At 45.7% G+C, this 14,154-nt stretch carries 13 protein-coding genes; 7 read left to right on the forward strand and 6 right to left on the reverse strand.

Annotated features, from left to right (window positions below):
• Positions 1-31: 31 nt before the first annotated feature.
• Positions 32-745 carry an AraC family transcriptional regulator gene (locus TY09_RS10620; protein WP_042434070.1) on the forward strand — a complete coding sequence of 238 codons (714 nt, stop codon included), beginning with the start codon at positions 32-34 and terminating at the stop codon, positions 743-745.
• A 343-nt stretch (positions 746-1,088) separates the two neighbouring features.
• Here TY09_RS10620 and TY09_RS10625 read toward each other — a convergent pair whose 3' ends face one another.
• Positions 1,089-2,003, reverse strand: a complete 915-nt coding sequence (locus TY09_RS10625) for a DMT family transporter (RefSeq protein WP_042434074.1) — start codon at positions 2,001-2,003, stop codon at positions 1,089-1,091.
• A 145-nt stretch (positions 2,004-2,148) separates the two neighbouring features.
• Here TY09_RS10625 and TY09_RS10630 point away from each other — a divergent pair, with 145 nt between their 5' ends.
• Positions 2,149-3,012 (forward strand): LysR family transcriptional regulator, encoded by an 864-nt coding sequence (locus tag TY09_RS10630; RefSeq protein ID WP_042434077.1) that lies wholly within the window; start codon positions 2,149-2,151, stop codon positions 3,010-3,012.
• A 393-nt stretch (positions 3,013-3,405) separates the two neighbouring features.
• Here the strand turns inward: TY09_RS10630 and TY09_RS10635 are convergent, their stop codons facing one another.
• The 4 genes from TY09_RS10635 to TY09_RS10650 form a co-directional block, all read right to left on the reverse strand.
• Positions 3,406-3,945, reverse strand: a complete 540-nt coding sequence (locus tag TY09_RS10635) for a CBO0543 family protein (protein ID WP_042434080.1) — start codon at positions 3,943-3,945, stop codon at positions 3,406-3,408.
• Between the two features lie 5 nt (positions 3,946-3,950).
• Positions 3,951-4,511 (reverse strand): CBO0543 family protein, encoded by a 561-nt coding sequence (locus TY09_RS10640; protein WP_042434149.1) that lies wholly within the window; start codon positions 4,509-4,511, stop codon positions 3,951-3,953.
• A gap of 25 nt (positions 4,512-4,536) precedes the next feature.
• Positions 4,537-5,037: a CBO0543 family protein gene (locus TY09_RS10645; RefSeq protein WP_042434084.1), complete on the reverse strand. Its 501-nt coding sequence runs from the start codon at positions 5,035-5,037 to the stop codon at positions 4,537-4,539.
• A gap of 650 nt (positions 5,038-5,687) precedes the next feature.
• A complete protein-coding gene (locus TY09_RS10650; RefSeq protein ID WP_242841483.1) occupies positions 5,688-6,305 on the reverse strand; it encodes a TetR/AcrR family transcriptional regulator in 618 nt (205 codons plus the stop codon).
• Positions 6,306-6,488: 183 nt separating this feature from the next.
• On the opposite strand from TY09_RS10650, the gene TY09_RS10655 reads away from it, so the two are divergent.
• The 5 genes from TY09_RS10655 (at position 6,489) to TY09_RS18340 (ending at position 13,085) form a co-directional block, all read left to right on the forward strand.
• Positions 6,489-8,714, forward strand: a complete 2,226-nt coding sequence (locus TY09_RS10655; RefSeq protein WP_042434086.1) for an efflux RND transporter permease subunit — start codon at positions 6,489-6,491, stop codon at positions 8,712-8,714.
• Positions 8,715-8,750: 36 nt separating this feature from the next.
• Positions 8,751-10,856: a hypothetical protein gene (locus tag TY09_RS17635; RefSeq protein ID WP_052335601.1), complete on the forward strand. Its 2,106-nt coding sequence runs from the start codon at positions 8,751-8,753 to the stop codon at positions 10,854-10,856.
• Positions 10,857-11,106: 250 nt separating this feature from the next.
• A complete protein-coding gene (sdaAB, locus tag TY09_RS10665) occupies positions 11,107-11,814 on the forward strand; it encodes an L-serine ammonia-lyase, iron-sulfur-dependent subunit beta (protein WP_042434088.1) in 708 nt (235 codons plus the stop codon).
• Positions 11,787-12,680: an L-serine ammonia-lyase, iron-sulfur-dependent, subunit alpha gene (gene sdaAA, locus TY09_RS10670; protein WP_042434091.1), complete on the forward strand. Its 894-nt coding sequence runs from the start codon at positions 11,787-11,789 to the stop codon at positions 12,678-12,680. The genes sdaAB and sdaAA overlap by 28 nt, the downstream gene beginning before the upstream one ends.
• 54 nt (positions 12,681-12,734) lie before the next feature.
• On the forward strand, positions 12,735-13,085 hold the full coding sequence (locus tag TY09_RS18340; protein WP_147584656.1) for a hypothetical protein: 351 nt from the start codon (positions 12,735-12,737) through the stop codon (positions 13,083-13,085).
• On the opposite strand, the gene TY09_RS10680 is transcribed toward TY09_RS18340, so the two are convergent.
• Complete coding sequence (locus TY09_RS10680) at positions 13,060-14,148, reverse strand: M24 family metallopeptidase (protein WP_042434098.1); 1,089 nt, start codon at positions 14,146-14,148, stop codon at positions 13,060-13,062. The two genes, TY09_RS18340 and TY09_RS10680, sit on opposite strands and share 26 nt — an antisense overlap.
• Positions 14,149-14,154 lie beyond the last annotated feature (6 nt).

Consider the following 14,154-nt stretch of genomic DNA (forward strand, 5'->3'; position numbering starts at 1 on the left):
TTACTATTGCGTTCAATTGGGAGTCATAGATATGGATCGCACATTGAATTTTTTTATTTTCAGCGAATGCCGCGGAGAACACAGCCACGATTATCCTCAAGTTCTGGTTCCGCTGGAAAAAACCATGCACATCCGGATCGGGTCAATGGAATATGACGTGACACCGCGGGAGCTGTGCCTGATTCCTCCCGACATACGGCATCAGTGCAATTTTCTGAGCCAACTGCTTGTGATCAACATTCAGAGAGAGGTGCTGGAGCGAAAGAAACCCGGATTCCTGTCATATCCATTGATCATCCCCATCCGAAATCAAATCACCCAGCTTATGAAACTGATTCAAGCCGAATTAAAGCAGGAGCCCGACAGTCAATCGGTACAGTATCTGTATCGTTATCTATACAGTAAACTGATGGAAAGCTGCTCTACCCCTTCCATCAAATATATCAGCGAGCACTATGATGAATCCCTTACAGTCCAACAGCTTGCGGACATCGAAAACTACAATGCGACCTATTACAACGACTGGTTCAAAGAGCAGACCGGTTTTTCCCCTAACCTTTACCTGAGGTATGTCCGCATCAACAAGGCAAAGGAACTGTTGATTGAAACTGATTTTAGCATTATGGAGATTGCTGTGATGGTTGGGTACAGCAGCAATTCCACACTGACAAGAGCCTTTCACAGTCTGACCGGGATGACCCCTAAGGAATATCGGGAATGCCCCTGCTTTAAAAAGACGGGCTGAGGTGTCGTGAAACCACTCTGGCTAATATGGCGACGCTCCTCTTCCTACAACTGCAATAAATAAGCTGATAAAATCAATAAGGGAAACCATTCAGCGGCTAAGGGGAATAACAGGCTGAATGGTTTTACTTTATAGAGACAGGTTTGAAATATCGTTTCCCGATCAATCAAGCCTTCCACCTGATCTGACGGTGCAGTAAAATCGGAAGAGCTTCTGATTTTACCCTGTTTATTTTACATAGTGACAGCAACTTTTCTGCAAAAAACGCCGGGCATTTCGCAACGCCCGGCGTACTTATTTGCGGGATTGGAAAAGACCAATTCTTTCTAAAGAGATGAACCAATCAAGAGATGTGCTGCTCCATTGTTTTTGAAGGCTGTTTGGGGAGATCCTGTCTTCCTTCATTTACTGCAATCAGTAAAATACTGATAATGATAAAGACACAGCCGGTCAGTTTCAAGAAAGAAACGGTTTCTTTTAATATCAGTGTCCCTAAAACAATGCTGGTGATGGGCTCTAAGGTGGACAATATCGCGACAGTAGAGGCTCCTGTCAGCTGAATCGCCCGTTGTGTAAGAGGTAATGCGCCCAAAGCGATAAATAAGGAGACAAGGACACATAATATCCAAGCCTTGGGCGTGAGCGAAAAATGCAGCTCGCCGGTGGACATCCCAAATATACCTGCTACAACGGACATAAGGAAATTCAAATAAAGAGTCAGCTGAAAGTAATCCATATGCTTGAGCTGGCTCTTATCTACGCAGACCATGTAGAGTGCATAGGTCCCCCCTGATAAAAGGGCCAAAAACATTCCTGTGATACCAAAGGAAGAAATGGAATCAATAAACATAAAAATACCAATGCTGCACAGGATTAAGGCGGTAATTTTCCAGCGGTTCATTTTTTCCCGAAAGAAAACCGCGCATGCCACAGAAACCAAAAGGGGATATACAAAGTGCAGTATGGTGGCAATCCCAACCGATATGTAGTTATAAGACATATAAAGCAAAAGAGTGGTGAGCGCAGTACCAAATACTCCGGTCAACAGAATCAGCTTCCAATTCTCTCCAGGTTTTAAAGGTATTTTTTTATACCTCAAAATAATGAAAAGAACAGGCAGAGAAATACTTCCCCTTAAAAAAGCAACCGTAATACCGTTGGCCCCTCCGTCAAATGCGATCCTTGCCAGAATGGGAGTAAAACCATATATCATTGCAGCCAATACTGCATACAAAATCCCCGTTAATTTTTTACCCATAAATCTGTTTTCTATCCTTTATTGTCTGCCGTCAGACCTATTCTTGTTGTTTTCTGTTTTCCAGTATATAATAAAAATCATATTAAGTAAAACGACGGTTTTTCAATTGAAAGTTGACGGTTTCTCATAGATAGGAGAATCGAATATGGATTTAAAAAAATACAAAGTGTTCTTAGCATCAGCAGATTTGGGGAGCTTCACCAAGGCCGCCGCACAGCTTGACTACACGCCGTCCGGTGTGACGCACATGATGAACGCATTGGAAGAGGAATTAGGATTTCAAATTCTGACGAGGGGCAAAAATGGTGTTCAGCTAACTGAAAACGGCAAACGTCTTGTACCCATTTTGCGCGAGCTGCTGCATTTGGAGGAGGAGTTTTCCCAAACTGTTTCTGAAATGAACGGATTGAACAGTGGAACCATTCGGATTGGAAGCTATTCCAGTATTGCAGTGCATTGGCTGCCGAAAATCATTAAAAGCTTTCAGCGTGATTATCCTAACATCCGCATTAAATTGATGGAGGGAATTCGGCAGGAAGTGGTCTCATGGCTGGAGGAGCAAAAAATAGACTTGGGATTTATGAGCTATCAGCCGGGCATGAAATTTGATTGGATTCCCTTGCGGGATGATCCGATGATAGCTGTCCTCCCTCTCGATCACCCTTTGGCGAAAGAAAAAGCGTACCCACTAAAAAATTGTGAATCCGAGAATTTTATTATGCCTGCCTGTGGATCTGATTTTGATGTCGTCGAATTGTTCCGCAATGCGAAGATCTCCCCTAAAATCCGCTACGAAACTTTTGAGAATTATGCGGCCCTCTCAATGATTGAATGCGGCCTCGGTATGAGTGTGATGAATGAACTCGTTACAAAAGGACGCATCTGTAATGTGATAAAACTCCCTTTAGAGCCGGAAGAGCATATTTCCCTTGGGATCGCTGTTCCCAATACAGACAAGCTTCCGCCGGCAGCCAAAAAATTTATAGGGTATTGTGAAAGAGAATTTTAATATCTTTATTTAAGAGGGCTCATTCGATAGTAAAATCAAAATGATTCATCACACAACACATTTGTATGGAGAAAGAAATCTGTGTACTTATAAAATCTTTCCGCCTACGCCGAAAAACATAAGGCCAGGGTTAAGCGCTTCGGCTGATTAGCTCAAAAGCATTGTCATATCCTGTGTCATTCTCTTAAAAATGGAATTTGGCGGTCTTAACATAGCGCCCCCTCCCAGTTTTCAAAACTTGAAAGAACAAAACGGCATCAGCAAATAAAATCTGCTCATACCGTTTTATCGTGTGTTCTTTTTTTCGCTGAGAGTCAATCACTTGGCGTTATTTTGAGCTTCCCAAGGAAATTTCGATTAACTTAAGCTGATCATAAGATCGGGTGTGTATTTTTAATTCATTTTAGATTCAATCTTTTTTATTTGAACTAAAATGAATTTGGAACAAATCGCTATTGCAAAATATAATGGCAGTCCATAATAAGTTTTCCATGTGATCACCTGATAGATGCCACTTAAAATGAAAAGAGGTTCCATTACAAAGCAGGATATAACAGACATGATAATAGAGGCTATTGTATAGCTTTTCCATGTACTAAAATATTGATAAATTAATGAATATAAAAAAGGGAGACTTGCTAAATCGATGGCCGATATGGGAGGAAATAAAGGAAATATTTTAACAGGATAGTCCCAAAGAGCCAATTCTTCCCCCCATTCATCCAATATTAAAATAAAAATACATACAATGCCCGCAAATAAAACAAGTTCACTTAATCTGGATTTATCGATACTTTTCCACCAAATAAATATAGACAATATGAATACGGCAAGTAAAATCCACCATTTAAAGTGAAATAATTCCTCTTTTAGCCATTCTTCGAAACGGCTCGTTGTCAATTTCCATTGAAGATCAATTGATAAATAATTCATATGTTTCACCCTGCATTACGGATAGAACTACTTTTATTTGAAATATACATGATTTTTTGAACAATCCCTTTTGTGCACAATGTCACTACGACATAAATTGGATAGCTTTCATAATAGTGCCAGTTGATCAGATCATAATATCCAAAAAAAGTCAATAAAGGCTCAGCAACAAAACAAATTACTGCTGAACTGATCAGAACTGCATATATAAACTTCTTTTGTTTAAAATGCTGGTATATCTGGGAGTAAATCAGCGGAATGCTAATTAAATTGATCGAAGATAATGGAGGAAATAATGGAATAATGTCAATTGGATAATCCCATAAAACCAATTCCTCACCGTATTCATCTATGCCCATAAAAATGATCGTCAACAGGACTGTAAATAGACAGATCTCTCTTATTCTGGATTTATCGATCATTTTAAACCAAACCACAAAGAGAATCAGGACGATTAAAATAAGTGCCCACCATTTGGGTTTCAGGAATTCTTCTGAAAGCCATTCATTGATGCGCACATCAGTAAGTTGATTTTGTATAGTAACTTCTTCTGGAATATATGACATCAATTGATGTGTTCCCCTTTTACTATCAATTTATTATTGGAATTTTAAAATATACTAATCCACCTATAGTCAGTATGAACAAGACAAATAAAGCCAGCAAGGGCTTCTTTAAATGTAACTGCAACAAAGGAAATACGCCGACATAGAGTAAAATGGACCAGCTGACATTCCACCCATTGTAGTATTGCAAATCATTGATGCCATATAATATCAACTCGACCAAAGACATAAATGAAATAAAAGCGGATGTATATAAGACTTGTTTTATTTTCGCTTTAGGATAATTGGATAAATATACAATGATAATGCAAGGAAAGATTAAAAAGCCAAATACATAGTCAGCGATTGTATCCGTTAGATGGGTCCCATAGAATAACCATAGTGGTTTATTGCGTGTAATGATATTTTCCGTCAATGCCCCTATATTGTAAAAAAGTATCGTTGAATAATATTTTTCCCAATTTTTCAAATCGCCAAATTTATAACAGGCAACAATTGAAACTATTCCTAACACTACAAGAGTCAAAATCGCACCTCATCTAAATGAAAATTGATTTATTGATATTATTAACAGAAATCATCAGATAAATAGTACTTCATCAAGTTTTTTCATGTAATTACTGGAGTATGCTCTTTCGGAATCAAACATTTCTCTAGACCATTTCATAGCCTATAACTGATATAGAGGCTGACATGCAACCATAAATATTATTTTCAGCAAAGGAGCCATCCCCCTTTTTGTAGGATCAATAAACAATAACAAACCAGTCGGATAAATGATCCGACTGGTTTGCTACAAATCCATTGAACGCAGCTATGCAGCTATATAGAGTTGTTATCTCACTATGATTAGCGAACCAGTAAAAGGGTTCATCACATATATCAGGTCATTCTGAAATATAGCTGCATGGTATTAACAGGGTTAATTTTCTATATTGCACGTATTGTCTGGAAATCATTGAAAGCCAGCGCATTCTTGCCATGAAAGCCACCTAATTAAAATCTGTTTGTAAGTGAATTTATCTTTTCTATTTTTAACCACTGACTACCTTTTAGGACAAAAGAGAACGTAACCATGTGCAACAATAGTATAGCTGGGTGCATCAGCGTGAAAAAGCTTTGCCAATGGATCAGCTACTTGTCAACGTAAACATTGGGATAATAAATGAAGATAATTTATTGAATTACTTTTATCCCCGTCATTATCATCTGCTCGGCTAATTTAGCCATATGCTCCGGGGATTCTTTCAGCCCGGTTTCCAGCCAACTCTGCAGAAGCCCGATACAGCCGGAAACAATAAAAGAGTAATAATATTCAAAATTCTGCGATTTGTTTTTATTGAAAATTTCCATCCAATCGTTTAAACAACGCTCTTTGAGCAGATTTTTCAGGCGGTCGACAAACAATATGTCCCCGTTTTTACCGATTAAGACTTTACACATATCGGAATTCTCTTTTATAAAGCGGAAAAGGTCTACTATCATCGGCAGCGGTTTTCCATTTAACGCGTTCACCGGATATTCATCCAACACACTGCGAAAACTTTCAAACATTTCATTTTCAATCTGTTCTACCATATCAAATATATCTTTATAGTGCAAATAAAAGGTTCCGCGGTTGATATCCACCAAATCGGATAATTCCTTAACGGTAATATCTTTTACACTTTTCTCTTCCAGCAGCTCCGTCAAACCTTGACGGAGCTGCCTTTTTGTCTTACGTACACGACGGTCCGTTTTATCATTTTTAATCATTTTATCCTGATCGCATTCATGTATTTTATCATTTTTCATAATTATTTCCTCAATTCAACGCAATGATATATTTATGTTGATTATCAGACACACAGCTCTTAAATTGACTATTGTCGTCTTTTACACGTTTTATTATAATAGATTTAAGTCAATTAATCAACAAAATTCTATTTCAGTTAACTGCTTCTACTGCCATGAAGAACAGAAGGAGATTCTTATATAATGAAAACACATATTAAATTACCATCTAAACGCAATATCATCGATTTTATCGTCGACCGACGCCGGGCACTCGAAATCATTTTTGCAGTGCTTGTTGTTCTCAGCCTTTTCTGCAGCCTGTTTGTCGAAATTAATTACGATTTAAAAGAATACCTCCCGGCCGACACTCCGTCGGAACATGGGATTCACCTGATGGAAAAGGAGTTCGGCTATCCCGGAACCGCACGCGTGATGGTGGACGACGTTTCACTCTATGAGGCCAAGGCCTATAAAGAAAAGATAGAAGCGGTCGGCGGCGTTGATCGGGTGCTTTGGGCCGATTCCGAAACGGATGTTTATCAGGCAGGATCGTTCGTCGAGAGTGAGGATATTGAAGATTATTACAAAAATGAACATTCCGTCATGGATATTGTTTTTAAGGAAGGCGACACGAGCAATCAAACTTCAAAGGCAATCGACGAGATCCGGAAAATAACCGGAACAAAAGGGCATCTGATCGGTCCTGCCGTACAGGATAAGTCTGTCAGCGAGAATCTGAAAAGCGAAATGGGTAAGATTTTGACGCTTGCCTTCGTACTGATCGGTCTGGTTTTGGTCTTATCGACGACCTCGTGGTTCGAGCCGATTTTATTTCTGTTTATCATGGGAATCGTCATCGTCATAAACAATGGCACGAATGTTTTTCTGGGAACAATTTCTTTCTTGACTTCAAACGTCTCGTCCGTATTGCTGCTTGCCTGCTCTATGGACTTTTCCATTTTCCTGCTGCATGCGTTCATCAGGAAAAAGGAAGCCGGCGAGGAGCCGGAGCAGGCAATCCGCAATGCCCTGGACGAAGCCATGGGCTCCATCATTCCCAGCGGAGTGAGCACGATCGCAGGGTTTCTGATGCTGGCGACGATGAAATTCACCATTGGCTTCGATCTGGGAATTGTTCTGGCGAAAGGAATCGTTATCAGTATGGCCACTGTGCTCTTCCTGATGCCCGCACTGATTCTGCACAGCTACGGACTGGTCGAAAAAACAGCGCACCGTCCGTTCCTGCCAAAGTTTGGAAAACTAGGCAGACTTTCTTTCAAAATGCGCCATGCTGTGCTGATTTTTGCCGCACTTGTCGCAGTACCGGCCTTTGTTGCACAAGACATGAATGATTTCGTTTATGGAAACGAGTCAATGGGCGCGAGCCCCGGCACGCAGGTGTACATAGATGAGCAGGCGATCAACGCGCAGTTTGGGCGCAGCAATTTGCTGATGGTCCTGTACCCGAACACTTCCATGGTAAAAGAGAAGCAGCTCTCGGACGAACTGGAGGATCTCAGCTATGTGAAAAGCGTCACCTCGCTTGCAAACACACTTCCGGAAGGTGTTCCGGCCAGTATCATTCCGAAAAGCGAACGAAGCAATCTGCACACGGAGCAATATGCGCGGATGCTGATTTATATCAAAACCAAGAGTGAAAGCGAGCTTTCGTTCCAGGCCTCTGACGAAATTCAGGCGCTTGTAAAAAAGTACTATCCCGAGGATTCCCATGTGGTTGGCGAGACCCCTTCCACACAGGACATCAAAGCCACAATTAACGCCGACTATACTACGGTCGACCTGCTTTCCCTTCTGGCTGTCGGCATCGTTTACGCGATTACGTTCAAATCGGTTCTTGTTCCTTTCTTGCTGATGATTCCGGTTGAAATGACCATATTTCTCGATATGATTTTCCCCTATCTGGCAGGGAGCACTACAACGTTTTTGGGTTATTTAATTATCAGCAACCTGATTCTGGGCGCCACGGACGACTATGGGATCCTGATCGCTACTACTTACCTTGATTTTCGTGAAAGGATGGAGCGAAAGCAGGCATACATCGAAACGATCACAACGTGTACCCCTTCTATTCTTTCTTCGGCCATGATTCTTTCCGGTGCGGGGTATATTCTGCATTTCACTTCCTCCATTAAGGCAATCGGAGATTTAGGACTTTTGATTGGACGCGGCGGGCTGCTGAGCATTACAATCATGGTTTTCCTGCTTCCCGCGATCCTGTATCTGTTTGACAAACCGATCGTGTGTGGCCGGCAAAGACACGAAGAACGTTTGCGACGGCGGCGCGAGGTGAAAAGCGGCAAAGCTCCGCCGAAGCGGGTCAGTCTAAAGGATTTGCTCAAGAACCTAAAAGCTTTCCCGAAAAAGCTTTTCCGGCCCCGGAAGATCGAGCGAAAAAAGGGCGTATAAGCTTGATCCATCAAAATTGCAACAGGAGGTTGTTATATGATGAAAACAGGAAAAAGAATTCTGGCGACTTTTCTGTCCGCCGCCATACTCATTCCGTCATCGGCAGTGACTGCACGGGCCGCCGTGCCGTCGGTGACAGCGGATGAATCGATGTATATCAATTTGGACCATTACGGAAAAGTGGAACAAATCAATGTCGTGAAAAGAATCAGTTTAAATGGGAACAACGAATTCACGGATTATGGTTCCTATGAAAGAGTGACCAATATGTCCAATCTGGCGGAGCCAAGCGTTACCGCACAAGGCGTCAGCTGGAAGCTGCCGGAGGGCACAGGGGATTTTTTCTATGAATGCGCGCTCAAGCCGAATGCCGCAAGCCTGCCTTGGAGCTTCGATGTTTCCTACAAGCTCAACGGTGTCCCCGCCGACGCCGACAAACTGGCCGGGGCTTCCGGTATGGTGGAAATCAGCATGAAAGCCATACCGAACAAAAGCGTAAGCGATTATTACAAAAATAATATGCTCTTGCAGGTCGGTACCATGGTAGATATGGAAGACACCCTGAGTGTCGAAGCGCCCGGAGCGCAGGTGCAGACAGTGGGAAAATCGAAGCTTGTTGTGTTTGCCGCGCTGCCCGGGGAGGAAACGACCTTTACCATGCGCATTGGGACGAAGAAATTTGAAACCGACGGCATGGTTATCATGATGGTACCGGGCACGCTCGAACAGATGAAGGACATCAAAGAACTTAAGGAAGACAAGGATACGGTAAAGGATTCCGCAGATGCAATCAATGACAGCACCAATGTGATCCTGGGGACGATCGAATCCACGTCCGTCGGCCTTAGGCGGGTACAGTCCGGCCTTTCCTCTGTGGATCAGGCGCGCGGCACAATCAGCTCCGCAAAGGATGAGCTGTACGACAAAGCGGATTTGAGCCTTGCGGATCTCTCCGCCGTCGCGCAGCAGACGGCGCTGCTGGTTCCCCATCTGCAGAGTGCCCAGCAGATGGTCGGGGATGTGAACGATAACCTGAACGCACTGACAAAAACTGTCGAGGGAGTCAAGCCCTACCTTGACTCGCTTGACAGTTCCATTGGTAAAATCCAAGGCGATGCGAAGGAGCTGCGGGATGTGCTTGACGATATCGACGATGTGTCTGACGACCGAGACGCGATTCTGGACGACATGAAGGAGGATATGAAAAGTGCGAGAGTAACTCTGAACACACTGCAGCCGTTACTGAGCTCCCTGAACAAAAGCCTGACAGAGTTGAGCACTCTCCTCGAACAATTACAGCGCGTGCTGGCAGACACCGGCGATCCCAGCGACCCGGAGAATTCCACCAAAATCGCCTTATTAGAGAAGACGCAAGCCGTGATCGACTCAACAAACCAGCTTGTGGCTGCGCTGGGCGCGGTATGCGACCAGGCGGATGAATATCTTGATACGGCGGAGGACACTGCCAATCTGGCGGAAGATTACTTCGACGCGCTGGATGACGGTGCGGACGCTGCGGATTCGATGCTCAGGCATTCCAACCAATTGGGCGACTCCACACAGGGCCTGCTGCGGCAAGGGGAGGCTTTGATCGATCAAATGACGGCCCTGAACGGAACGATGAATCAATACGAACCCGAAGTGGTCGGCGCTCTGAAAGATACTGAAGAACTGACGCGCCGCCTGACAAACGCCTTGAACAGTTCAAACGCTTTCCTTTCATCGTTTGAAGCCACGATGAAAGCCAGTGACGGGGATCTGGATGCTGGGACCCGCGACAGTTTGAACGGCCTGATCGACGTGCTGGGAAAGAGCCTTGACGGTATCTCCCAGACCTCGGTCATCAAAAAGGCGAACAACAGCATCAAGGATACAATCGATAAGGAAACGGATAAATATGAGGATGACAGCAACCTTTTAAACCTGGACGCCGAGGCGAAGCCAATTTCCTTCACCTCCGCGAAAAACCCTTCTCCCGAAAGCATCCAGATCATTCTGCGAACCGAGGAAATCAGCGTCGATAACGATGACAACAGCACCGAAGATCTGGAAAAGGAAAAGCAGGAAATGGGTCCTTTCCAAAGAATGTGCAATGTATTTCAAAAGATCTGGCAGTCCGTAATCGATGCGTTTCAGGAATAAAGTGAGAGTTACCGTCGCTCTTCAGATAAAACTGGCAAATAGGTTTTATCCGATATCCGGCGGTCATTTTTTCAGCTAAGAAATGTCGGAAAATCCTCCGTTTTTCTTGGCTCTTCTATTTTATTTATGAGAATTGTGATAAAATGTAGGTAAGATATGAAAGCTTTTTGGGGAACCATAATCCCTGAGAAAATCACTTGCCTTTGCAGCAGGCGGGGCAGGATAAAACTTGCGGAAAGAGGCAGCAACTATGGAACTCAGTGTTTTTGAGGTCGTTGGCCCGATCATGATCGGCTCCTCCAGCTCGCATACTGCGGGCGCAGCCAAATTGGCCCGGATTGCGGGAATTATCGCGGGGGAACCGTATGACCGCGTATCGTTCGGGCTGCACGGCTCCTTCGCGAAAACATACCGCGGCCACGGCACCGACCGGGCGCTGGTATTCGGTGCGCTGGGATATTACGAAGACGACGAGCGTCTGCCGAACGCATTCGAAATGGCAAAGCAGGCCGGCCTCTCGTACAATTTTTATGAAACGGAGCTGGAGGGAGCGCACGAAAACACAGCCGTCCTCAGCTTTTTTCGGCAGGACCGCCTGATCTGCCGGGTGATCGGCTCCTCCATCGGCGGCGCGCAGATCATCATTACGCAAATCGACGATTTCCCCACATACTTCACCGCACAGTCGCCGGCACTGATCTTAAGCTATCAGGACCGCCCCGGAGCCATCAGCAAGCTGACCGGCGTTCTGGCGGAATACGGGATCAACATCGCGGTGATGAAGGTCAGCCGCCTGAAAAAGGGCGGTACCGCGCTCTGCACGATCGAAACCGACGAGGCCATTCCAGAGCAGGCTGCTGAACAGCTCAGGACTATCCCCAAGGTGTTTCAGGTGCGCGCCATCAATCTTTTCAGAGAGGAGGAATCGCCGTGTACCGAACCGCAGAAGAGCTGCTGAGTCAGGCGCAGGAACGGTCTGTTCCCCTCTGGCGGATCGTTCTGGAAAACGAAATGGAACTGACCGAAAAAACAGAGCAGCAGGTTTTTGATCGGCTGGAGAAAACCTATGGGGTCATGGAACGCTCGGCGACAAAAGCGCTTTCTAGCCCCCAGCACGCCATCGGCGGCCTGATTACCGGCGTCAGCCAGATTCAGAACGAATACTCCAATCTGGATTCTTCTCTGTGCGGCTCCTGGATGAACCATTCCATGGCGCTGGCCTTTTCGTGCAGCGAGGTCAACGCGGCCATGGGAAAAATCTGCGCGGCGCCCACCGCTGGCGCCTGCGGGATTCTGCCGGCGGTGCTCCTCTCTGTGCGGGACAAACGCGGCCTGACGCTGCGGGAAGTTCTGTGCGGCCTGCTGACCGCCGCGGGGCTCGGCGCGATCATCACGCGCAACGCGACGGTGGCCGGAGCGGAGGGCGGGTGCCAGGCGGAGTGCGGCGTAGCCGCCGCAATGGCCTCGGCCGCCGCCGTGGAGCTTTGCCACGGCTCGCCGGAAGCCGCCCTGCACGCCGGAAGCTTCTGCCTGATGAACGCCATGGGGTTGGTCTGCGACCCGGTGGCTGGGCTGGTACAGGTGCCCTGCGCGCAGCGCAACGCCTCCCAAACCGTAAACGCTCTGCTGAGCGCGGACTGGGCGCTCGCGGGTCAGCGCAGCGTTATCCCGCCGGATCAGGTGATCGCCGCCATGTACCACACCGGCAAAATGCTCCCCACCCAGCTGCGCGAAACCGCACAGGGCGGGCTGGCCGCCACCCCGGCTGCGAAGAGCATCTTTGAAAATATCTTCATCAAGCATGGGGAAAATAAAGCTTTCTAATAAAAATCCGCCGGCTACACCGGTGGATTTTCATTTTTAGAAACAGGAGAAAAAATGAATGAAAAGCTTATTCAAATATATTGTTTTATTTTTTGCCGAACTCCCAATACAAATGAAAAAACGGAAAGAGCGCCTGAAAACACTCTTTCCGTTTTTTCATTTAGTGACTTTTCTGCGCCGGTATTCCTCAAATCAAGCAGAAAAAGGACGCCTACTGGCTCCTTTTTGGTCTATTACAAATTGATGTTCCGACAGGCTGCATTTCCATTTTGCCCTCACCGCACCGGACTACGTGGAGAGTCGAAAGGCCCGGTGCGGCAGAGAAAGGGCAAAAGGAGACAAAATCCGGGGGAATTCAGCTTTTCTGACGTAAGCTCTTTTAAAGTTCAATCAGGTCATGGGTAAAACGGACCATATTTTCGTAACCATCCTCCGTCACCAGAATCTGATCCTCAATACGTACGCCTCCCCATCCGGGGATATAAATGCCGGGCTCAATGGTTCTTACGTTGCCTGCCTGAAGAATATCCGTGCTGGTTTCCGTATACATGGGCATTTCATGGACAAACAGGCCAATCCCATGACCAATATTGGTGTAGTGGTATCCGAAGTATTCCGTATTCTTAATTGCTTTGAGGGACGCCAGATAGACCTCCTTGCACGGAGTACCCGCTTTGGTAACAGCCAGACTGTCCGCCACCATCTGCTTTTCCAGTTCATAAACTTCACGCTGCTTTTCCGTAGCCTTTCCCACAACCACAGTGCGTGTCATATCGGACATATAGCCGTTCACCTGGCAGCCAAAATCCATCAGTACGAAATCGCCGTATTCAATGGACTTCGCCGAAGGGATGCCGTGCAGCAGCGAGGTTCGCGCACCGGAAATCAGGATATTGCCGTAAGGCATGGTGTCTGCGCCTTCCTCCACCATATAAAGGGAAAGCTTTGCAGCCAGAGTCTTCTCCGTCACGCCCACGCGGATTTCCGGCAGAAGCCGATCCAGCGCTCGGCAGGAAATTTCGCAGGCGGCACGCTGCCAGGCAATCTCTTGGGAAGTTTTGATGATCCGCAACTGATCCAGCACGCCGGATACCGAAACGAGCTCTGCTTTGGAGCGTTCCTGCAGGCTCAGATAGGTTTCGTAAGAAACCGCTTCCGACTCAAAAGCCACCTGCTTTAAGCCCTCCTGCTTTGCCAATTCCCCAATGGCATCGCCTACCGTCAGGCCGGCAATCCCAGGCTTGCGCCAAATGTAGATTTCATATTCCGGGCATTCGATGGATGCCTGTTCTGTGAAACGCGGATCCGTAATGAAAAACTTTTTTCCGCTTCTGGTAATCAGCAGGAAACTGCAATCCCCGGTAAATTCACTGATAAACCGCACGTTCACTTCTTTGGACACGAAAAACGCATCCAGCTTTTCTTCCTCCAAATAGCTGAAAAGTTTTTCTTCACTCAGCTTGCTCATTAACGA

Origin of the sequence: Faecalispora jeddahensis, assembly GCF_000577335.1 — a bacterium.
GTDB classification, from domain to species: domain Bacteria; phylum Bacillota; class Clostridia; order Oscillospirales; family Acutalibacteraceae; genus Faecalispora; species Faecalispora jeddahensis.

Excerpts from the sequence above, each read along its gene's own strand:
- TY09_RS10625 (WP_042434074.1), bottom strand. The coding sequence starts at position 2,003 with ATGGGTAAAAAATTAACGGGGATTTTGTATGCAGTATTGGCTGCAATG.
- TY09_RS17635 (WP_052335601.1), top strand. The coding sequence starts at position 8,751 with ATGATGAAAACAGGAAAAAGAATTCTGGCGACTTTTCTGTCCGCCGCC.
- TY09_RS10640 (WP_042434149.1), bottom strand. The coding sequence starts at position 4,511 with ATGTCATATATTCCAGAAGAAGTTACTATACAAAATCAACTTACTGAT.
- TY09_RS10655 (WP_042434086.1), top strand. The coding sequence starts at position 6,489 with ATGAAAACACATATTAAATTACCATCTAAACGCAATATCATCGATTTT.
- TY09_RS10620 (WP_042434070.1), top strand. The coding sequence starts at position 32 with ATGGATCGCACATTGAATTTTTTTATTTTCAGCGAATGCCGCGGAGAA.
- TY09_RS10650 (WP_242841483.1), bottom strand. The coding sequence starts at position 6,305 with ATGAAAAATGATAAAATACATGAATGCGATCAGGATAAAATGATTAAA.
- sdaAB (WP_042434088.1), top strand. The coding sequence starts at position 11,107 with ATGGAACTCAGTGTTTTTGAGGTCGTTGGCCCGATCATGATCGGCTCC.
- TY09_RS10630 (WP_042434077.1), top strand. The coding sequence starts at position 2,149 with ATGGATTTAAAAAAATACAAAGTGTTCTTAGCATCAGCAGATTTGGGG.
- TY09_RS10680 (WP_042434098.1), bottom strand. The coding sequence starts at position 14,148 with ATGAGCAAGCTGAGTGAAGAAAAACTTTTCAGCTATTTGGAGGAAGAA.
- TY09_RS18340 (WP_147584656.1), top strand. The coding sequence starts at position 12,735 with ATGAATGAAAAGCTTATTCAAATATATTGTTTTATTTTTTGCCGAACT.
- TY09_RS10635 (WP_042434080.1), bottom strand. The coding sequence starts at position 3,945 with ATGAATTATTTATCAATTGATCTTCAATGGAAATTGACAACGAGCCGT.